This is a genomic window from Bradyrhizobium sp. MOS003, assembly GCF_003020125.1.
Lineage (GTDB): Bacteria > Pseudomonadota > Alphaproteobacteria > Rhizobiales > Xanthobacteraceae > Bradyrhizobium.
Window position 1 is genome coordinate 832,525 of record NZ_PYFW01000002.1, and the last position, 20,275, is coordinate 852,799.

21 protein-coding genes are annotated in these 20,275 nt (G+C 64.6%); 8 read left to right on the forward strand and 13 right to left on the reverse strand.

The window, feature by feature from the left end:
* Positions 1-204: 204 nt before the first annotated feature.
* Complete coding sequence (locus C7G42_RS14435; RefSeq protein WP_106949583.1) at positions 205-1,002, forward strand: DUF4167 domain-containing protein; 798 nt, start codon at positions 205-207, stop codon at positions 1,000-1,002.
* Between the two features lie 78 nt (positions 1,003-1,080).
* Here the strand turns inward: C7G42_RS14435 and C7G42_RS14440 are convergent, their stop codons facing one another.
* Complete coding sequence (locus C7G42_RS14440) at positions 1,081-1,827, reverse strand: methyltransferase domain-containing protein (protein WP_106949584.1); 747 nt, start codon at positions 1,825-1,827, stop codon at positions 1,081-1,083.
* A gap of 108 nt (positions 1,828-1,935) precedes the next feature.
* Here C7G42_RS14440 and gloB point away from each other — a divergent pair, with 108 nt between their 5' ends.
* The gene (gene gloB / locus C7G42_RS14445) at positions 1,936-2,703 is read left to right on the forward strand and encodes a hydroxyacylglutathione hydrolase (RefSeq protein WP_106949585.1); all 768 of its coding nucleotides are present in this window, start codon (positions 1,936-1,938) and stop codon (positions 2,701-2,703) included.
* A 9-nt stretch (positions 2,704-2,712) separates the two neighbouring features.
* Positions 2,713-3,135 carry a cupin domain-containing protein gene (locus C7G42_RS14450; RefSeq protein WP_106949586.1) on the forward strand — a complete coding sequence of 141 codons (423 nt, stop codon included), beginning with the start codon at positions 2,713-2,715 and terminating at the stop codon, positions 3,133-3,135.
* Positions 3,136-3,159: 24 nt separating this feature from the next.
* On the opposite strand, the gene yddG is transcribed toward C7G42_RS14450, so the two are convergent.
* From yddG to C7G42_RS14465, 3 genes are all read right to left on the reverse strand, one after another.
* Positions 3,160-4,029 (reverse strand): aromatic amino acid exporter YddG, encoded by an 870-nt coding sequence (gene yddG / locus C7G42_RS14455; RefSeq protein WP_094973591.1) that lies wholly within the window; start codon positions 4,027-4,029, stop codon positions 3,160-3,162.
* Positions 4,030-4,143: 114 nt separating this feature from the next.
* Entirely contained in the window at positions 4,144-4,869 is a 726-nt protein-coding gene (gene phbB / locus C7G42_RS14460) for an acetoacetyl-CoA reductase (RefSeq protein ID WP_106949587.1), read from the reverse strand.
* A gap of 252 nt (positions 4,870-5,121) precedes the next feature.
* Positions 5,122-6,300 (reverse strand): acetyl-CoA C-acetyltransferase, encoded by a 1,179-nt coding sequence (locus C7G42_RS14465; protein WP_106949588.1) that lies wholly within the window; start codon positions 6,298-6,300, stop codon positions 5,122-5,124.
* A 304-nt stretch (positions 6,301-6,604) separates the two neighbouring features.
* On the opposite strand from C7G42_RS14465, the gene phaR reads away from it, so the two are divergent.
* Positions 6,605-7,204 (forward strand): polyhydroxyalkanoate synthesis repressor PhaR, encoded by a 600-nt coding sequence (gene phaR / locus C7G42_RS14470; RefSeq protein ID WP_106949589.1) that lies wholly within the window; start codon positions 6,605-6,607, stop codon positions 7,202-7,204.
* A 106-nt stretch (positions 7,205-7,310) separates the two neighbouring features.
* Positions 7,311-7,928, forward strand: a complete 618-nt coding sequence (locus tag C7G42_RS14475) for a class I SAM-dependent methyltransferase (RefSeq protein ID WP_106949590.1) — start codon at positions 7,311-7,313, stop codon at positions 7,926-7,928.
* A gap of 6 nt (positions 7,929-7,934) precedes the next feature.
* On the opposite strand, the gene C7G42_RS14480 is transcribed toward C7G42_RS14475, so the two are convergent.
* A complete protein-coding gene (locus C7G42_RS14480) occupies positions 7,935-8,822 on the reverse strand; it encodes a branched-chain amino acid aminotransferase (RefSeq protein WP_199580901.1) in 888 nt (295 codons plus the stop codon).
* Positions 8,823-8,940: 118 nt separating this feature from the next.
* On the opposite strand from C7G42_RS14480, the gene C7G42_RS14485 reads away from it, so the two are divergent.
* On the forward strand, positions 8,941-9,876 hold the full coding sequence (locus tag C7G42_RS14485) for an alpha/beta hydrolase (protein ID WP_106949592.1): 936 nt from the start codon (positions 8,941-8,943) through the stop codon (positions 9,874-9,876).
* Positions 9,877-9,882: 6 nt separating this feature from the next.
* Here the strand turns inward: C7G42_RS14485 and C7G42_RS14490 are convergent, their stop codons facing one another.
* Positions 9,883-10,131 carry a hypothetical protein gene (locus C7G42_RS14490; protein ID WP_106949593.1) on the reverse strand — a complete coding sequence of 83 codons (249 nt, stop codon included), beginning with the start codon at positions 10,129-10,131 and terminating at the stop codon, positions 9,883-9,885.
* Positions 10,132-10,362: 231 nt separating this feature from the next.
* Between C7G42_RS14490 and C7G42_RS14495 the strand changes: the two genes are divergently transcribed.
* The gene (locus C7G42_RS14495; protein ID WP_106949594.1) at positions 10,363-11,220 is read left to right on the forward strand and encodes a hypothetical protein; all 858 of its coding nucleotides are present in this window, start codon (positions 10,363-10,365) and stop codon (positions 11,218-11,220) included.
* Here C7G42_RS14495 and C7G42_RS14500 read toward each other — a convergent pair.
* From C7G42_RS14500 to C7G42_RS14510, 3 genes are all read right to left on the reverse strand, one after another.
* Positions 11,217-11,777 carry a carboxymuconolactone decarboxylase family protein gene (locus C7G42_RS14500; RefSeq protein WP_106949745.1) on the reverse strand — a complete coding sequence of 187 codons (561 nt, stop codon included), beginning with the start codon at positions 11,775-11,777 and terminating at the stop codon, positions 11,217-11,219. The two genes, C7G42_RS14495 and C7G42_RS14500, sit on opposite strands and share 4 nt — an antisense overlap.
* Positions 11,778-11,884: 107 nt before the next feature.
* A complete protein-coding gene (locus C7G42_RS14505) occupies positions 11,885-13,048 on the reverse strand; it encodes a PLP-dependent cysteine synthase family protein (RefSeq protein ID WP_199580917.1) in 1,164 nt (387 codons plus the stop codon).
* A gap of 65 nt (positions 13,049-13,113) precedes the next feature.
* Entirely contained in the window at positions 13,114-13,578 is a 465-nt protein-coding gene (locus C7G42_RS14510) for an Lrp/AsnC family transcriptional regulator (RefSeq protein WP_106949596.1), read from the reverse strand.
* A gap of 158 nt (positions 13,579-13,736) precedes the next feature.
* Here C7G42_RS14510 and C7G42_RS14515 point away from each other — a divergent pair, with 158 nt between their 5' ends.
* A complete protein-coding gene (locus C7G42_RS14515; RefSeq protein WP_106949597.1) occupies positions 13,737-14,753 on the forward strand; it encodes a 1-aminocyclopropane-1-carboxylate deaminase in 1,017 nt (338 codons plus the stop codon).
* Positions 14,754-14,879: 126 nt separating this feature from the next.
* Here C7G42_RS14515 and recQ read toward each other — a convergent pair whose 3' ends face one another.
* From recQ to C7G42_RS14535, 4 genes are all read right to left on the reverse strand, one after another.
* A complete protein-coding gene (recQ, locus tag C7G42_RS14520; RefSeq protein WP_106949598.1) occupies positions 14,880-16,745 on the reverse strand; it encodes a DNA helicase RecQ in 1,866 nt (621 codons plus the stop codon).
* A 113-nt stretch (positions 16,746-16,858) separates the two neighbouring features.
* A complete protein-coding gene (locus C7G42_RS14525) occupies positions 16,859-17,602 on the reverse strand; it encodes a polysaccharide deacetylase family protein (protein WP_106949599.1) in 744 nt (247 codons plus the stop codon).
* A gap of 81 nt (positions 17,603-17,683) precedes the next feature.
* The gene (gene metA, locus C7G42_RS14530) at positions 17,684-18,706 is read right to left on the reverse strand and encodes a homoserine O-succinyltransferase MetA (protein ID WP_106949600.1); all 1,023 of its coding nucleotides are present in this window, start codon (positions 18,704-18,706) and stop codon (positions 17,684-17,686) included.
* A 12-nt stretch (positions 18,707-18,718) separates the two neighbouring features.
* Complete coding sequence (locus tag C7G42_RS14535) at positions 18,719-20,020, reverse strand: O-acetylhomoserine aminocarboxypropyltransferase/cysteine synthase family protein (RefSeq protein ID WP_106949601.1); 1,302 nt, start codon at positions 20,018-20,020, stop codon at positions 18,719-18,721.
* Positions 20,021-20,275: the final 255 nt, after the last annotated feature.

Here is a 20,275-nt window from a genome sequence, read left to right on the forward strand (position 1 = left end):
CGGCAGGCAAAATGAATGGATTCGCTGGCGATCAGTGCTGGCGGGTGGGGAACGCGTCTTTGTTGAACGCGACGATCGACGAACATCGGCAGGGATATCCGCTCTTGCGCGCGGTGCGCGCGAGCAATGTGAACCGCTGTCACCAGGTCACTCCTAGCAATCAGTAACGCGTGCAACGTTTAGGGCTGGAATTAAAGGCAGGACATGAGAAACGGTCAGAACAAGCAGCGGATGCGCAACCGCAACAATAACAATAACAACAACAACAATAATAACCGGCGCAGCCAGAACCCGATGACCCGGGTCTACGAGTCCAACGGACCCGACATCAAGATCCGCGGCACCGCCTCGCACATCGCCGAAAAGTATCTCCAGCTCGCACGCGACGCGCGCTCCTCCGGCGACCCCGTTGCGGCCGAGAACTACTACCAGCACGCCGAGCATTATTTCCGCCTGATCGCTGCGGCTCAGGAACAGTTCCGCCAGAACCAGCAGCCGCGCGGTGACGAACCGATCAGCAGCAATAGCGACGACGGCGATGACGACGGCGAGAATTTCTCGAATTTCGGCCAGGAGCCGGGCTTCGTCCCGCAGCCGCAACAGCAGCCCCCCTTCGCGCGCGACCGCGACGGCCAGCGCGATCATCACCAGCGTGATCATCAGCCGCGCGACAACCAGCCCTATCAGCGCGAGAACCAGCAGCCGCGAGAGCACCGCGAGCGCGAGCACCGTCCGCAGCCGCAATATCAGCCCCAGCCTCAGCCGCTACCGCTGAACCAGCCGCAGCCCGTCGTTGCCGACGCCGGCAGCGTCGACCGTCTGCCCTCTTTCATCACCGGCCCGCAGCCGCAAGTGAATGGCGGCGCGAACGTCCCGGGCACCTTCGAAGGCGGTGGTGCCGGTGAGCGCTTTCCGCGGCGCCGCCGCCGTCCGCATGGCCCGCGCCCCGAGCGCGAAGCTGCTCCGGCCGCCTCGAGCGACGAAGTGGCCCCCGGCGAGTAGGCTGCAACGCCTTCGCCAGACGTCCTGAACGAGATTTCCTGAACTGAATCGTCCCGGCCTCGCCGGGACGATTTGTTTTCAGCCACGCGTCGCCGTCGTCGAGGACGGCACCAGCACCGGCTTGGCCAGCGAGGGAATCAACCGCGCCCGCTCGCGCTTGGCGGGGATGGCACGGTAGACCTGCTTGCTGGCCTCGACGATGTGCACGCCGGCGAAGGGCAGCGACAATGCCGCACCGGCGCGCTCCCACATCTGCGCGGATTTCAGCACCCAGCCGCCCGCATAAGGCGGCATGAAAAGCGCCTCGCCCCAGGCGGTCGGGGTGAACCAGGTCTGGCGCAAAAGGTCGGTGATCTGCGAGCGTGAATACGGTCGGCCGTGACCGAACGGCGTGCTGTCGGTGCGGGTCCACACCCCGCGCCGGTTCGGGATGACCGCGATCACGCGGCCGGATGGCGACAGCACGCGCCATGCCTCGCGCAGCAGCGCGGCCGGATCGTCCGACATCTCCAGCGCGTGGACCAGCAGGATGCGGTCGACCGCGGCGTCAGGAAGCGGCAGCGAGAATTCGTCGACCAGCGAGGCCAGCGCCGGCCGCCCCGTCGGCCATTTCAGGACACCCTGGGCCGCCGGCATGAAGGCGAGGCAGCGTTCGGCATCTTCGCGGAACAACCCCAGATAGGGCGTGGGATAGCCGAGGCCGAGCACCCGCTGGCCCTCCGCGCTCGGCCAGCGTTCCCTGATGCCGCGATTGATCATTTGCCGCGCCACGATCCCGAGGCGGCGGGAATAGAACTCGCGGAGGTCGACGACGTCGATGGTCATGTCGGCAATGTAACATGCACGAGAGCGCCGCCGCGCGCGGAATATTGCATTGCCTGCGCAACGTTAACGCCATATTTGTCTGGCGGGGCTGAGCCCGATGGAGATGACATGGCCGCCGAAATTCGTACCTTCAGCTGTTTAAACGACAATTTCGGCTATCTGATCCACGATGTGGAAACCAAGGCGACGGCGTCGATCGACGCGCCCGAGGCTGGCCCCATCCTGGCGGCGCTGGAGCGCGAGGGCTGGCAGCTCACCGACATCCTGATCACCCATCATCACGGCGATCATGTCGGCGGGGTCGCCGAACTCAAGCGTAAATACAATTGCCGCGTCGTCGCGCCGCACGACAAGACCACTGAAATCGCCAACGTCGACCTGCGTGTCGCCAATGCCGACGTGGTCAAGATCGGCAATTTGCTGGCGCGCGTCCTGGAGACGCCCGGCCACACGCTCGACCACGTCTCCTACGTGTTCGACACCGAGAAGACGGTGTTCGCCGCCGACACGCTGTTTTCGATCGGATGCGGCCGCGTGTTCGAGGGCACCTATCCGATGATGTGGGATTCGCTGTTGAAGCTGCGCGCCCTGCCCGACGACTTCAAGCTCTATTGCGGCCACGAATACACGGCCTCCAACGTCAAGTTCGCCCTCACCGTCGACCCCGACAATGCAGCGCTCCAAGCACGCGCGGCGGAGGTCACCAAGCTCAGGGCCGAGAACAAGCCCACCATTCCCTCACTGCTTGGTGACGAGAAGCGAGCAAACGTGTTCCTGCGCGCTGATGCGCCCGAGGTCGCAGCCAGGCTACACATGAAGGGCGCGGAGGCCGCCGCCGTGTTCGGCGAATTGCGCGAGCGCAAGAACAAGTCCTGACGGGGATTGATGCCGACCGCAGCCGAGATCATCGCGCGCCTCGAATTGCGGCCGCATCCCGAAGGCGGCCATTACCGCGAGACGTTCCGCGACCAGGCCACCGACGCCAACGGCCGTTCGCGCTCGACCCTGATCTACTTCCTGCTGGCGCACGGCGAGCGTTCGCACTGGCATCGCGTCGATGCGGTCGAGACATGGCACTATTACGCCGGCAGCCCCTTGATGCTGCGCATCGCGCATGAAGGGTGCTCGCAGCATGAAGTGCGGCTCGGCACCGACCTCGTGGGCGGCGAGCGGCCGCAGGCCATCGTGCCGGCGGACGCTTGGCAGATGGCGGAGACGACCGGCGATTGGACGTTGGTCGGCTGCACCGTCGCACCTGCCTTCGAGTTCGCCAAATTCGAGCTCGCACCGAAGGGCTGGCAGCCGTAGGTCCACGCCGCCCCGGAATGACGATCATCGCTTCCGCAGCACCATGTCCTTCGCCGCGATCAGGCCGCCGCCGGCAATCAAGATGGCGGCAAGGGCGATGTTGGCGCTGGCCTTGGCGAAACCGGCGGCGATGAGAAAGCCGGTCGAGAGCAGCGGCGTCGCGTAGGAGGCGGCGCCGAGCACGCGGATGTCACCGCGCTTCATGCCGATGTCCCAGGCATAGAAGGCGGCACCGACGGGACCGATGCCGAGCGCGATCACGGAGAGCCATTGCAGCGTGGTCTCCGGCCAGACGGTGGTCTCGAGCAGGCCATGCATCAGCGCCGCGAGCACGGCGGTGGCCAGGCAGAATCCGGCGACCGCATCGGTCGGCACGGCCTTGAGCCGGCGCGACAGCACCGAATAGGCGGCCCAGACGAACGCAGCGATGAAGGCCGCAGCCAATCCGGGCACCTGACCCGCCGCGAAGCCGGACGTGTTGCCGGCGAACAGCAGCACGGTGCCGACGAGGCCGAGCATCGCGCCGACGATGTGATGCAAGGCAAGCCGCTCCCCCGGCAGGAAGGACGAGAACAGCACGATCAGCAACGGCCACAGATAATTCAGCAGTCCGGCTTCGGCTGGCGGCGCAAAGCGCAGCGCGAGAAAATACAGCGCGTGATAGCCGAACAGGCCGCCGACGCCGACCGCCCAGACGACCAGCGGCTGACGCAGGCTCTTCGCCGCCTCGCCGCGGCCGATCCAGGTGAGAAGGCCGACCAGGCCGCCGATCGCGAAGGTCATCGCGGCAAGCTGGAACGCCGGAATCCTTCCGGTCGCCACCGTCATCACCGACAGCAGCGACCACATCAGGATCGCGGTCAATCCGATCAGCGTGGCTGTGCGCGGGGTCATTGACGAAGGCTCTGAGGACAACGATGCCCGGCACGAGGCCGGGCATTTTCGTCTTCACTATCGCCTTGTCGGGCCTGACGCTACAGGCTTTTGACCTGAAGGCCTGGCGCCTTATCAGGCCTGATATTGGCCGCCGTTGATGGTCATCGTCGAGCCCGTGATGAAACCGGCCTCGTCGGCTGCGAGGAACACCACCGCACGGGCGATCTCCTCGGGCTCGCCGAGCCGGGCGACCGGGATCTGCGGGATGACGTTCTTCTCCAGGACGTCCTTCGGTACCGCCTGCACCATTTCGGTGTTGATGTAGCCGGGGCAGATCGCATTGACGGTGATGCCGCCCTTGGCGTTCTCGAGCGCGAGCGCCTTGGTGAAGCCGATGTCACCGGCCTTCGCCGCGGAATAATTGACCTGACCGAACTGCCCCTTCTGGCCGTTGATCGACGAGATCGAGATGATGCGGCCGAACTTGCGCGCACGCATGCCCTCGATGACCTGGCGTGTCATGTTGAAGAGCGAGCCGAGATTGGTGTTGATGACCGCGTTCCACTGCTCCAGCGTCATCTTGTGGAAGGCGGTGTCGCGGGTGATGCCGGCATTGTTGACGAGCACCTCGACCGGTCCGAGCTCGGCCTCGACCTTCTTCACGCCCTCGGCGCAGGCATCGAAACTGCTGACGTCCCATTTGTAGACGGCGATGCCGGTCTCGGCCTTGAACTTCTCCGCCGCCGTATCATTGCCGGCATAGCTCGCCGCAACCTTGTATCCCGCCGCCTTCAGTGCCTTGCTGATCGCAGCACCGATGCCCCGCGTACCACCCGTCACCAACGCAACTCGTGCCATGTCGTATTCCTTCCCTTGGACTCTTCGGACGTTTCTGAGGTGATTGTTTTTAGCGTTGGATTATGCGGTTGGTTTGACGGACATCAAGAACAAAACGCCCGGCGTTGAGCCGGGCGTTTGTATTTAATCGAGGCCTGCGCGGTTGCGAAGAATATTTGATTTGCAACCGCTGCCTTTTTAGTCGCGTGCAACGCACTCACTGACGAGTGCAGCGCACGCGCAAAGTGCGCGTCAGCTACGTGTCAGCTATCTTCAGTCGCGCGCGATGCACATCGCGATACCCATGCCGCCGCCGATGCACAGCGTGGCAAGGCCCTTCTTCGAATCGCGCTTTTGCATTTCGTGCAGCAGCGTCACCAGGACGCGTGCGCCCGACGCGCCGACGGGATGACCGATCGCGATCGCGCCGCCGTTGACGTTGACCTTGGAGGTATCCCAGCCGAGGTCCTTGTTGACGGCGCAGGCCTGCGCCGCGAAGGCCTCGTTGGCCTCGATCAGGTCGAGGTCGCCGACGTTCCAGCCGGCCTTCTTCAGCGCGGCGCGCGAGGCCGGGATCGGGCCAGAGCCCATGATCTTCGGATCGACGCCGGCCTGCGCCCAGGACACGATCCGCGCGAGCGGCTTCTTGCCTTCCTTGGCGGCCTGCTTGGCGGTCATCAGCACCACGGCGGCCGCGCCGTCATTGATGCCGGATGCCGAGCCTGCGGTGACCGTGCCGTCCTTCTCGAAGGCGGGCTTGAGCTTGGCCATGCCGTCGAGCGTGGCGCCATGACGCGGATATTCGTCGGCGCTGACGACGATGTCGCCCTTGCGAGTCTTGATGGTGACGGGGACGATCTCGTCGTTGAACTTGCCGGCCTTCTGCGCCGCCTCGGCTTTCTGCTGCGAGGCGACGGCGAACTCGTCCTGCTGGGTACGGGTAATCTGCCACTGCCGTGCGACGTTTTCGGCGGTGTTGCCCATGTGGTAGCCGTTGAAGGCGTCCCACAGGCCGTCCTTGATCATGGTGTCGACGAACTCGACCGGGCCCATCTTGACGCCGCCACGCAGATATTGGGCGTGCGGTGCCATGCTCATGGATTCCTGGCCGCCCGCGACCACGATCTCGGAATCGCCGTTGAGCAGCGCCTGGTAACCGAGCGCAACCGTGCGCAGGCCCGAGCCGCAAAGCTGGTTGACGCCCCAGGCCGGGCTTTCCACCGGAATTCCGGCGGCGATCGACGCCTGACGAGCGGGGTTCTGGCCCTGGGCGGCGGTCAGGATCTGCCCCATGATGACTTCCGAGACCCGGCCGGGCTCGATGCCCCCGCGCTCCAGCGCGGCCTTGATGGCGATGGCGCCGAGGTCATGGGCGGGAAGGGTCGCGAACGCTCCGTTGAAGCTTCCGACCGGGGTGCGGGCGGCGCTGACGATGACGACATCGTCTGACATGGGCATCTCCTGGGTTTGAAAGGGGGCAGGCGTGGCTGTGGAAACGGCTCGCCAGTCTCGAATGGCATCCTGTTAACGTCGTTGAGGCATGTCAATCGAACCTTCACCGAATTCATGCCGCAGCGCATTCAAAATAGCGTTCTTGGCGCTTTCGCAAGCAGGATTTTGCTCTGCGATTAACCGTGCCGCACAAAACGGTAGCGTGAGCCCTTTGAAAATGCTTATTTTGTTGCGTTGCGTACTCTTCCCGCCCTGCGGCATAGCCCGCTCGGTTCCCGTTCTCCGCGTTTGCAAGTGAGAGCCCATGGCGAAATCAGACCAACCCACCACCATCAAGAAATACGCGAACCGCCGGCTCTACAACACCGGAACGAGTACCTATGTGACGCTGGAAGACCTCGCCTCGATGGTCAAGGATGGCGAAGATTTCCTGGTCTATGACGCCAAGACCGGCGACGACATCACCCGCTCCGTGCTCGCCCAGATCATCTTCGAGCAGGAGAACAAGGCCGGCCAGAACCTGCTCCCGACCACCTTCCTGCGCCAGTTGATTCGTTTCTACGGCGACAGCATGCAGATGGTGGTCCCGAAATATTTGGAACAGTCGATTGCGACGCTGACCCAGGAACAGGAGAAGTTCCGCAAGCAGATTGCCAACTCGCTCTCTGGAACCCCGTTTGCGCCGCTGGAAGAACAGGTCCGCCGCAACATGGAGCTGTTCCAGCAGACCTTCTCGATGTTCAAGCCGTTTGTTCCGAATGCGGCCCGCCCGGCGACGGCGGCCACGGAGGCCGAGCCCGATGCGAGCGCTGAGCCGGCCAAGGACACCAACATCGACGATCTGCGCCAGCAGATGAAGGACATGCAGGAACGCCTCGAGAAGATGTCGAAGAAGGACGAGTAGAGCCTTACGTTCGTACCGACGCGTCCGCTCGCGGCGGGCGCGCAAGCCGGTGCATGGGGGTGTCACCACTTGAACGCCCTCGTCCCGATACGGGCCGGAGCCGCCCATGTCCGACCGCAGTTCACATTGGGACAATGTTTACGCCACCAAGGGCGAGGCCGAGGTCAGCTGGTTTCAGGACAGCCCGACGATCTCGTTTGAGATGATCCGAGCTGCAAATCAGGATCATGGCGCAGCCATTATCGATATCGGCGGCGGTGCATCGCGGCTGGTCGATGTGCTCTTGGAGGCCGGATATCGCGATGTCGCTGTGCTGGATCTGTCAGCCAACGCGCTTGATGCCGCGAAGAAACGTATCGGTCCGGCCGCTTCACGGGTCGACTGGATCGTTGCCGACGCCACGACATGGCGGCCGGCCAAGACCTACGATGTCTGGCACGACCGCGCGGCGTTTCACTTCCTGATCGATCCGCGTGACCGAGCGGCTTACGTCGACCGCTTGCGGTCGGCCGTTGCACCCTGCGGCGAGGTCATCATCGCGACGTTCGCGCCCGAAGGTCCGGAGAAATGCAGCGGCTTGCCGGTGCAGCGACATGACAGCGCGAGCCTCGCAGCAGAGCTCGGGCCGGACTTCGAACCTGTCGAGACGCGGAGCGAGGCACATCACACTCCGTGGGATTCGACGCAGGCGTTTCAGTTCAGCCGGTTTCGCAGACGAGGTTAGCTCGTGTCAGGCCGCGAGCTTCACCGCATGCGCAAACTCCCAATAGAGTTTGCGCGCCTTGGTGTAGAACGGCCCCGGCTTCAGCTCGCGCTCGTCGATGCGGATCACCGGTGCGACCTTGGCAAAATTGCCGCTTGAGAAGATTTCGTCGGCAGCGAGGAAATCAGCATAGCGCAACGTCTTCTCGACCACGGTGACGCCGTCGCCGCGAAGCAGGTCGATGACCCGCTGGCGCGTGATGCCGTTGAGGAACGTGCCGTTCGGCACCGGCGTATAGACCACGCCGTCTCTGGCCATGAACACGTTGGAATTGCCGAACTCCGCGACGTTGCCGAGCATGTCGAGCATCAGCGCGTTCTGGAAGCCGCGGGACGCGGCCTCCGCGAGCGCGCGCGAATTGTTCGGGTAGAGGCAGGCCGCCTTGGCCTCGACCGGCGCGCATTCGGCGGTGGGCCTGCGGAACGGCGACAGGGTGATGGCATTACCGACCGGCTTCGGCATCGGCGCCTCGTAGATGCACAGGCACCAATTGGTGGTCTCGGGATCGAACAGCACGCCGCCGCCCGAGCCGTTCTGCGCCCAATACATCGGACGGACGTAGAGCTCGGCATTGGCCGCAAAGCGCGCGATGCCTTCGGTCGCGAGCGTGAGCCAGGTGCCGGTATCGACCACCGGCTTCAGGCCGAAATTGATCGCGGATTGATTGGCGCGGGCAACGTGACGGTCGAGATCGGGCGCGACGCCCTCGAACGCGCGTGCACCATCGAACACAACCGAGCCGAGCCAGGCCGCATGCGTGCGCGGACCCATGATTGGGACATTGCCGTCGTGCCATTTGCCCTCGAAGAAGGTCCAGCTCGGCGAGTATTCGATCGGCTTCCTGATCTCGGCCATGACAGGCCCCCCCTTGGCGTGATGCCGCAATATCGCGCCACTATCGGACGCAACATCTAAATGATTCCCTGCGGTCAAGGGGTGGGTTACCCTCGCTGCCGGGGAGAAAGGAAACAGCATGTCGCTCGATCCGCTCGCAAAGCGCTTGTTGACCATGATGGCGGCGGCCGCGCCGCAGGCGAGGGGCCGGCCGAGCGTGGAGGCGCGGCGGCAATCGCTGGCGAAGCTGATGCAGTTCGCACGCGTCGATGCCCCGGATGTGACCTCGCGCGACGGCATGCTGCCCGGCCGCGCCGGCGAACTGCCTTATCGGCTCTACACGCCCGCAAATGCCGATGAGCGAGCGCCCGGCTTCGTGTTCTTCCATGGCGGCGGGCTGGTCGCAGGCGGCATCGCCACCCATGATCGCATCGCGGCGGCGCTGGCGCATGCCACCGGCTGCCGCCTCGTCTCGGTCGACTACCGGCTCGCGCCGGAGCACAAATTCCCGGCTGCGATCGACGACGCGATCACCGCCACCGAATGGGTCGCGCGCGAGGCCGCATCGCTCGGCATCGATGCGGACCGTCTGGTGGTCGGTGGCGATTCCGCCGGTGCGACGCTCGCAGCCATCGTGTGCCAGGAGGCGGCGCAGAGCGCAGGCCTCGCCATCGCCGCGCAATGCCTGATCTGTCCGGTGCTGGATTTCGAGGAAACCTCGCCCTCACGCGCTGCCTTTGCAGAGGGCCATCTGATCGATCGCGTCACGATCGAGGCCGATCTTTCCGACTATCTGCCCGACGGCATCGACACCGCCGACCCCCGCGTTTCTCCCTTGCGCGCAACACGGCTCACCGGCCTGCCGACCGCGATCATCCACACGGCCGAGTACGACCCGATGCGCGATGAAGGCAATGCCTATGCCCGCAAGCTGCTCGCCGCGGGCGTCGCCGTCGAGCATGTCTGCCACGATGGGATGGTTCACAATTTCCACGCCATGGGCGCGATCCTGCCACAGGCGCAGTTGGTGCTCTCGCAGATCGGCGAGCAGGTGCGGCGAGCGGTAGAGAGGTAGTGCGGATCACACCCGCGCGTCGAGCACCGCCCGGGCTGCCATGACATAGTCCGGCCAATGCGCGTCCGCATAGCGTTCCGCCTGCCGCGCACAGGTGACGTCCGGCGCATGCGCGGCTGCGATCGTGCGTGCAAAGCGTTCTTCGGCCACCGTCACTTCGCCAGGCTCGCGAGCCGGCACGGCGGCAGCCACCGCCGTCGGAGCGACAGCGAGCCCCGCCAGACCGGTGAGCAGGATGCGGCGTGACGTATTCATGGCTGTCGTCCTTCCAATGTCCGGCCTGCACTCGGGCCGGCGCGTGTGTCGGTGCGATTCCCCGCAGAGTAACCGCGCAGGTCCTTGCCGTCCATGGTTTGCGGATTGCGCTTGACCTCGGGAAGGATCACGTTCCATCTACACACGATCCTGCCACCGCGGCCCTACGCTTCGGATTGTCACGTGTCCCAGCACAGCCCATCGCATCATCAGGCTTTGCGCACTATCACGATGGGGCTGGCCTGTCTGGCGATTTCGGGCACTGCCGCCTTCTCCGCCGAAGCCGAAGACGACGCACCGGCAAAACCGGCGGTTCCGAACATCTACCTCGATCTGCGCACGACCTATGCGACGATTCCGGCGGGCACGCTCGGGCTCGGCTTCGGCAACACGTCTTTGTCGGCCGCGTTCGAAGCTCTGGCGGTACGCAGAGGCACAACCCTGCCGAACGGCTTGCCTGCCGCGAAATCGATTGCGGTCGACCTGCCGCTGACCGTCGACGTCAATGACCGCGTTTCGCTCTATGGCGGCGTGTCGGGCTCGACGGCCGACATCGGCGGCGGCTGGTCGACGTTCGACGTCACGAGCTGGAACATCGGCGTTCAGGCCGACCTCCATCAGCAGAATGGCGGAAACATTCCGACCATCACGCTGCAATCGACTCTGACGCAGTCGGTGCCCAACGAGCAGGGCATGACGAATTCGTTCAACAACATCCTGGAATTCGACTACGCGCTCGACGAGGACGAAACGCGGGGCTGGCTCGCGGGCATGCAATATACTTACACCACCATCGCCAGCCCGTTCGCAAGCATCCGGCCGAACACGATCCTCTATGCCGGCGGCTATTATCAATGGCCGAGCAACTGGAAGTTCACCGGACGCCTCGGCATACAGTCGTTCGGCGGCGCGCAGATCGCAGGGAGGATGCTGGCGGAGTCCTTCACGCAACCGATCCTGCGGCTCGACCTTGATCGCATGGATGATAACGACAATCGGCTGTTCGGCATCACCGCGCAGATCGCGTGGATGCCGAAGCCATCATATCAGGTCACGCTGCGCACGCCGCTCTATGCCGTGCGCAATTAGTCCGGCACCGGCACGTCGAACGTGTTCAGTGTGACCGAGACCATGCAATAGACGCCGACGAGATAGGACAGCTCGGCCGCGCCGTGCTCGCCGAACTCTTTCACGGCGGCGCGCCAGGTCAATTCCGGCAGCACACCGCCACCGACCAGCGCGGACGCCACGTCGTAGGCGATGGCCTCCTGTTTGGTGAGATCGACCGGCCGCTGGCCGGCCACGATGGTCGCAAGCTTCTCGTCGGAGAGGCCGCGCTGCTCGGCGACCAGCACGTGGGCATAGAGCTCGTAGCCGGATCGGAAATGCGATCCCGTGACGAGGATCGCAACCTCGCGTACCGGAGCAGGCAGCAGCGGATTCGACGCGATCGCCTTGACCAGCTCCCACACCGGCTTGCCGAAGCGCGGCTCGCGGATCCAGGGATTCCAGGGCCCGAGCAGCGCGCCGTCATCGCGCATGTTTACGAAGCCCTTGAAGTGGTCCTTGATGCCGGCTCGCATGTCCTCATAGAGCGGCTTCTGTTCAGCACCCAGGTCTTTCGGATCGAGAATGGGAAGGCGCACGGTGGAGATCTCCTCGTTGAGACAACGAGGCTTGCCCGCATGTGCGCGCAACGCAAGTGAAGTTGCCGTGACATCGCATTCCCCGTCGGGCGTTCCGACAAATTCGATTACCCCGTCTCGGGGATTTGAGCGCTCTGGGGATTTGCGACATCGTCGATGGCGAGCGTCAGCGGCTCACCTGTCGCGAGGAACGACGACAAGGTCGCCTCGAGCGGCGCCGGATCGAGCCCCCGCGCCTTCAGCCATTCGGGTTCGTAATAGGTCTGCCGATAGCGCTCGCCGGAATCGCAGATCAGCGTCACCAGCGACCCCGTCGCGTTCGCCTGCCGCATCTCGGAGGCGAGCCGGCACAGCGCGAGGAAATTGGTGCCGGTTGACCCGCCTACCGGGCGGCGCAGCCGGCGAGACAGCACGTTCATCGCCGCGATCGTGGCTGCGTCCGGGATCTTCATCATGCGGTCGACCACACCAGCCACGAAGGAGGGCTCGCAACGCGGCCGGCCGACGCCCTCGATCAGCGACGGGCGGTCGCAAACATGGGAGCGGTCCTGCGAGCGGAAGCAATCGAAAAAGGCGGAATGCTCGACATCGGCGACGCACAGCCGCGTCGGATATTGGCGATAGCGCAAATAGCGTCCGATGGTGGCCGACGTGCCGCCGGTGCCCGCGCCCATCACGATCCAGTCCGGCAGCGGCCGCGGCTCGCCCTGCAATTGCGTGAAGATCGATTCGGCGATGTTGTTGTTGCCGCGCCAGTCCGTTGCGCGCTCGGCAAAGGTGAACTGGTCCATGTAGTGGCCGTTCAGGCGCGCGGCGAGCGCGGCCGCCTCCGCGTAGAGCGCGCGACCATCGTCGATCAGGTGGCAATTGCCGCCATAATGTTCGATCGCGGCGATCTTCTCCGCCGAGGTCGTGCGCGGCATCACGGCGTAAAAGGGTACGCCGATCATTTGCGCGAAATAGGCTTCCGACACCGCCGTCGACCCGGACGAGGCCTCGACCACGGGCGTGCCTTCGCGGATGTGGCCGTTACAGAGAGCATACAGGAACAGCGAGCGCGCCAACCGGTGCTTCAGGCTGCCGGTCGGATGGGTCGACTCATCCTTCAGATAAATGTCGATGCCTGACAGCGCCGGCACGATCAGCCGGATCAGATGTGTGTCGGCGGTGCGGCACTGGTCGGCCTCGATCGCCGCCACAGCCTCGTCGACCCAGCCGCGCCGATAGGCCGGCCCGGCCGGATTGGGGTGGCGGAAGGGGAGCGGCTCCATCGGCATGACCAGGCGATTCCTTGAAAGCGACGTCCATCTAGCATGAGGGCGCTTGTGCACCCCGCTCAAAATTCGAGCGGCGCGTTGTCGACGACCTCCTTCATCACGAAGAAGGTGCGGGTCTGGCGCACCCCGGGCAGCGCGATCAGTTGCTCGCCGTGGATGCGGTTGAAATCCTCCATGTCGCCGACGCGGATCTTGAGGAAGTAGTCGAAGTCGCCGGCGACGAGGTGGCAGTCGAGCACGAATTTCAGCCTGGCGATGGCCTGCTCGAAGGTCGCAAAGCTCTCCGGCGTCGAGCGGTCCAGCACGACGCCGACCATCACCAGCGTGCCCTTCGCCACCTTCTTCGGGGCGATCATGGCGCGGACCGTGGCGATGAAGCCGTCCTCGAACAGACGCTGGGTGCGGCGATGGCAGGTGGCGGGGCTGATTGCGACTGATACAGCCAGCTCGGCGTTACTGAGCCGACCGTTATTCTGAAGCAATCTCAAGATCTTAAGGTCAGTGCGGTCGAGGCGGCCGGCCATGGAAGAAACTTTTGCAAAGATTGTATATTCTGGAAGAATTATTATCAGCTAGCGCCATTCCTGCAAGAAGATGCGCAACACGCGCGCAACATTTGAGAGCACCTTCTTCCGACGCGATGCTAGGCAAACACCAGCACCAACGCCAATCGGGATGACCCATGAAGCTCGACAAATTTCCGCGCTACCCCCTGACCTTCGGCCCGACTCCCATCGAAAAGCTGGAGCGGCTATCAAAACATCTCGGCGGCAATGTCGAGGTCTATGCCAAGCGCGAGGACTGCAATTCCGGCCTCGCCTATGGCGGCAACAAGCTGCGCAAGCTCGAATACATCATCCCGGATGCGATCGCTTCGAATGCCGACACGCTGGTCTCGATCGGCGGCGTGCAGTCGAACCACACCCGCATGATCGCGGCGGTCGCCGCCAAGATCGGCATGAAGTGCCGCCTGGTGCAGGAAGCCTGGGTGCCGCACGAGGACGCCGTCTATGACCGTGTCGGCAACATCATGCTGTCGCGCATCATGGGCGCCGACGTGCGCCTGGTCGACGACGGCTTCGACATCGGCATCCGCAAGAGTTGGGAGCAGGCGATCGACGAAGTGAAGGCTGCGGGCGGCAAGCCCTACCCGATTCCCGCCGGCGCCTCGGTGCACAAGTTCGGCGGCCTCGGCTATGTCGGCTTCGCTGAAGAGGTGCGTAAGCAGGAGGCCGAACTCGGCTTCAAGTTCGACTATATCGTCGTCTGCACGGTGACCGGCTCGACCCATGCCGGCATGCTGGTCGGCTTCGCCGCCGACGGCCGCGCCCGCAAGGTGATCGGCATCGACGCTTCCTTCACGCCGGCGCAGACGAAATCGCAGGTGCTCGAGATCGCGCAGAACACGGCCAAGCTGGTCGAGCTCGGCAAGGAGCTCGTCGCTGACGACGTCGTGCTGATCGAGGACTACGCCTATCCCGCCTATGGCGTGCCGTCGGAAGAGACCAAGGAGGCGATCCGCCTCACCGCGCGTCTCGAAGGCATGATCACCGACCCCGTCTACGAGGGCAAGTCGATGCAGGGCCTGATCGATCTCGCGCAGAAGGGCTATTTCGAAAAGGGTGCGAAGATCCTGTACGCCCATCTCGGCGGCGCGCCCGCGCTGAACGGCTATGCGTACGCGTTCCGGAACGGCTGAGTGAGGGCGTAGCTCTCGCCCGCTATCTTCGTAGTCCGGCTGGAGCGCAGCGCCATCCGGGACTCGCGAATGTAGAAAGACTGCCCCGGATTGCGCTACGCGCCATCCGGGCTACGTCATCTATTCCTAGCGCGTCCTGACGATCTGCAGCAGCTCGTCGCCGTAATGCTCGAGCTTCTTGTCGCCGATGCCCGGCACGTTGCGGAGTTCGTCGAGGGTGGTCGGCCAGGCCCTGACGATGCCGTCGATGGTGGCATCGTGCAGCACCACATAGGCCGGCACTCCGCGCTCGCGCGCGATGTCTGAACGCCAAGACCGCAGCCGCGCGCGCAGTTCAGGATCGACATCCCCTTGCGGCGCGTTCGCCGCCGGCGCGAGATCGCCGCGACGGGATTTGCCGCGGCTCGCGCGAATGCGCGTGCCGGGCGCTTCCTCACGCAGCCACACCTCGGTCTCACCGCGCAGCACGCCGCGCGCGGTCTCGGTCAGCTTCAGCGCCCCATAGGCTTCGCTGTCGCTCTGCAAATGCCCCATCGCCACCAGCTGACGCAGCACGGTGCGCCACTGCTTCTCGTTGAGCTCCTGTCCAATGCCGAACACGGACAATTTGTCGTGGCCGAACTGCGTGACCTTCTCGGTCAGCCGTCCGATCAGCACGTCGATCAGGTGCAACGCGCCGAAACGTTGCCCGGTGCGATAGACGCAGGACAACAGCTTCTGCGCCAGCACCTTGCCGTCTCGCATCTTCGGCGGCGTCAGGCAATTGTCGCAATTGCCGCAATTCTCCGCGGTCGCCGCCTCGCCGAAATACGCAAGCAGCCGGCGGCGCCGACACTGCGCGGTCTCGGCAAGGCCGACCAGCGCATCGAGCTTGCCGATCGAGACCCGCTTGAATTCGTCGGAGGCGCTGGATTCGTCGATCATGCGGCGCTGCTGCACGATGTCGGAGAGGCCGTAGGCCATCCAGGCTGCCGACGGCTTGCCGTCGCGGCCGGCGCGGCCGGTCTCCTGGTAATAAGCCTCGATGCTCTTGGGCAGGTCGAGATGGGCGACGAAGCGCACGTCGGGCTTGTCGATGCCCATGCCGAACGCGACGGTCGCGACGATGACGATGCCGTCCTCGTTGAGGAAGCGGTCCTGGTTGCGCGAGCGCACCTGGCTGTCGAGCCCGGCGTGGTAGGGCAGCGCAGCAATGCCGGCCTGGTCGAGCGCGGCGGCGACCTCCTCGACCCTGTTGCGGGACAGGCAATAGACCACGCCGGCATCGCCCGCATGCCGCTCCCGGATGAACTCCTTCAGCTGCGACACCGCACTGCGCTTGTCGACGATCTCGTAGCGGATGTTGGGCCGGTCGAAGCTGGAGACGAACTGCGGCGAGTCCGCGAGCTGAAGCCGCGCCACGATCTCCTTGCGGGTCAGTTCGTCGGCGGTCGCGGTCAGCGCGATGCGCGGCACATCGGGGAAGCGTTCGGCGATGATGGAGAGGCCGACATATTCGGGGCGGAAATCATGGCCCCATTGCGAGACGCAATGCGCCTCGTCGATCGCGAACAGCGCCACCTTCGCCTGCGCCAGCAGCGACAGGCAGCGCGGCGTCACCAGGCGTTCCGGCGCGACATAGAGCAGATCGAGATCGCCCGCGAGCAGGCGCCGCTCGATGTCGGAGGCTTCCTGAAACGTCAGCGACGAGTTCAACGCAGCGGCGTTGACGCCGGCCTCGAGCAGGCCGGCGACCTGGTCGCGCATCAAGGCGATCAACGGCGACACCACGATGCCGCAGCCTTCGCGCAGCAGTGAGGGGAGCTGGTAGCACAGCGACTTGCCGCCGCCGGTCGGCATCAGCACCAGGCAATTGCCGCCGTCGGTGACGTGCCGGATGATCTCGCCCTGCGAACCGCGAAAACCCGGCAGGCCGAACACCGAATGCAGCACCGACAGCGCGTCGCGGCCGTTGGCGGGCGCAGGTCGCGGGACGGTGGAAGGGGCGGGCATGAGAGGGCTGGAACCAGGACCGTGAGATTCGTCACAAGGCCAGTCGCATGGCGGCACGGCCGTGGCAAGGCCATCTTCTCCCTCTCCCGCAAGAAGGGAGAGGCGAACAAAAGCTACGCCCCGATCCTGCGCAGCGCCTCTGCGACCGTCACGATCGGCATGTCGCGCTGTCCGGCGGCTTCCAGCGCATGACGCATCAGGTCCGGGGTGCAGCCATAGGGGCTCGGTGCGTTCGCGACATCGTGGCCATAGAAGATGAGCCATCCGCCGCTCGCCACCGCCTGGTCGAAATAGTGATCGATGCCCGCCTTGTCGATCTCGCAATCGACCAAGGGCGACGCCCGCAGGAACTGGAGATCGATCACGTCGCTGTTGACGCCGGGAAGGATGCCGCGCGCCGAGCGGAAGGCCTTGGCAAGCTGCGGCTTACGCCAGACCGAGGCGATCCCGTAGGGATAGGCGAAATTCTCCAGATCGATCGAGGAATCGATGCCGCGAAAATAAGCGCGGTTCCGCTCGATCTCGCGCGCCATCGCGGCCTCGTCGAGATTGGCGGAGCTCTGGTGCGAGAAGGTGTGGCAGGCGATCTCGTGACCGGCGCGGTGAAGCCGCACGATCGCGTCGTCCGACAGGCCGTGCCAATGGTCTGACGGCTGATCGATCAGGCTGCCGGCGAGATAGAACGTGCCTCGGCCGCCATGCGCTTCCAGGAGCGCGGCGCCCTCGCCTGCAGCGCTATCCGGGGCATCGTCGAAGGTGAAACTCACGATCGGCGCATGCGCGGGCAGCCGATGCGGCGCGGCGCGGAAATGCCGGGCCAGCCGATTGCTCACGCGTCCCTGGAGTGCCGACCACACGACTGCATTTCCCGTGATTGACGTATGTCTGTACAGAAACATTCGCGCGCCGGTTGGGGCAAGCTTAACGCCCGAGTAATCCTAACGCGGAACCAACAGCTTGGGCTGACGCGCAAGGACCGGCGCTTCGACCTCCATACTGAGGTACTGCAACCAATTGCGGAAAAGCACCGCCGCCGCGCTGCCCGCGTCGATATCGGCGCGCAAATTCAGCCCGGGCAGCTCGTTGGTGAGCGCCGGGTGGCGCTGGTGAACCGCCTTCTTCTCGAAGCGAGCCAGTTTGTCTTCCGTCGCCGCGTCAAAATAGCTCACGGGCAACCGCGGATAAGTCTCGCGCTCCCGTGCAAGGTAGCGGCCGATGTCGCGAAGATATTCGCGCTGGAGCGACAGCGCGTCGTATTCCGGATGCCCCTGGAAGAACACGAAGCGGCTGGCATATTGGCGAACGAAAACGTCGACGCCGGCCTCAGCCGAGCGGGTCAGCACCTGATAGCCAGCCTGCGCCAGGTCCCTCTCCGCGAGTTCGTTCAGGCGCGAATGCGAGACTTTCAACGGCACCGGCGCGGCGAGCGTCAGGGCATCGCTCGTCACGGCGTCGCAATCGAAGATGCCGTGGCATTTGGCCGGCAGCCGCCGCCGTGCGATGCCGTCGAGGTGCAGCACCGCCGCATGCGCGGCAAGACACGACCAGATCGTCGATCGCGTGTTGGCCTTGGCCCAGTCGATGAGCTCGGTGAGGTCGCGCCAATACGGCTCCCGGTCGAGCTCGGGCGCAACCGGCTCGGCGCCCGTCACGATCAGCCCGTCGAATTTCTGGCGCTTCAGGTCGGAAATGTCGGAATATTCGCTCTCGACATGCCACTTCGCTTCCGGTGATCGCTTCACGCTGGGAAGCGAAAAGCAGTGGAGGCGGATGCGGCGCGGACCGGCCGCAGCCTGAAGCAGCTTCAAGAACTGCCGCTCGGTCGCTTTCAGCGCCGGATCCGGCATGTTGTTGACGAGCCCGATCGTGAGTTCGCAGCCGTGATCGCGCGCGAGATCGCGTTCGGCCGGCACCAGCGCCGGGCTCGATATGACTTGATCCCTGTCGATCAGGATCGTCATGGGCGCCGCCGCCTACTCCGCGGCCTCAAGGCGCGCTGACCGGCAGGCCTTGTCCAGAGCCTGGTCAATGTCCTCGATGATGTCGGAGACGTGCTCGATGCCGATCGACAGCCGGATCGTTTCCGGCAGGACCCCGGCAACGCGCTGTTGCTCCGCCGACATCTGGCGGTGGGTGGTCGAGGCCGGATGGCAGGCCAACGACTTGGCATCGCCGATATTGACGAGGCGCGTGATCAGCTTCAGCGCGTCATAGAAGGTCTTGCCCGCCTCCATTCCGCCCTTGATGCCGAAGGTGAACAGCGAGGACGCGTTGCCGTCGAGATATTTCTGCACCAGCGGATAATAGGGGCTGTCGGGGAAGCCGGTGTAATTGACCCAGGCGACGCGCGGATCCTTACGAAGGAATTCGGCGACCTTGCGGGCGTTCTCGACATGGCGCTCCATGCGCAGCGCGACGGTCTCGATGCCCTGCAGCAGCAGGAAGGCGTTGAACGGCGACAACACCGAGCCCATGGTACGTTGATAGACGCTGCGCGCCCGTTCGATATAGGCGGTCTTGCCAAAGCGCTCGGCATAGACGAGCCCGTGATAGGAGGCATCCGGCTTGTTGTAGGCGGGGAAGCGGTCGGCGTATTTCGCCCAGGGGAAGTTTCCGGAATCGACGATGGCGCCGCCGAGCGTGGTGCCGTGACCGCCCAGGAACTTGGTCAGCGAGTGCACGGCTATGTCGGCGCCGTAGTCGAACGGCTTGAGCAGAATCGGGGTTGCGACGGTGTTGTCGACGATCAGCGGTACGCCATGCGCATGCGCGATCTTGGCCAGCGCCTCGATGTCGCAGACGTTGCCGGCGGGATTGCCGATGGTCTCGGCGAACACCGCGCGGGTGTTCTCGTCGATCAGCTTCTCGACCGCCTCCGGCTTGTCGCTCTCGGCGAAGCGGCCGGTGATGCCCTGGCGCGGCAGGATGTGCGAGAGCAGCGTGTGCGTGGTGCCGTAGAGCTGCGGCATGGAAACGATGTTGCCGCCGTGATCGGCGACGTTGACGAAGGCGAAGTGCAGCGCCGCCTGGCCGGTCGCGACCGCGAGTGCGCCGACGCCGCCTTCGAGCTGGGCGATACGCTTCTCCAGCACCGCGCTGGTCGGATTGGCGATGCGGCTGTAGCGAAAGCCTTCGGCCTCGAGATTGAAGAGCGCCGCACCGTGATCGGCGCTGTCGAAGGCGTAAGCCGCGGTCTGGTAGATCGGCACGGCGACCGCGTGCGTGGTGGCTTCGGGCTCGTAGCCGGCGTGAATAGCGATCGTCTCGTTGCGCATCGTGCCACCTCCGCGTGGTGCGGGCCGCACTTATTGGCCTGGAATGAGGCATGTGCGTTGTCCGCCGCCCCGTGTTAGAGGCGGGTGGTAAAGCGGACAATAATTCGCATAGAGATCGAGGAAGTAACCCTAACGCTTGTCGGCGAATTGGCCGGGATGCGGGTTAAAGCGCATTAACGAAGTTCGACCCGCATGGCGGTGACGGCGCCATGCCTTCTCCTTGCGGAGAAAGGTGGCGCCGCCGATGCGGCGACG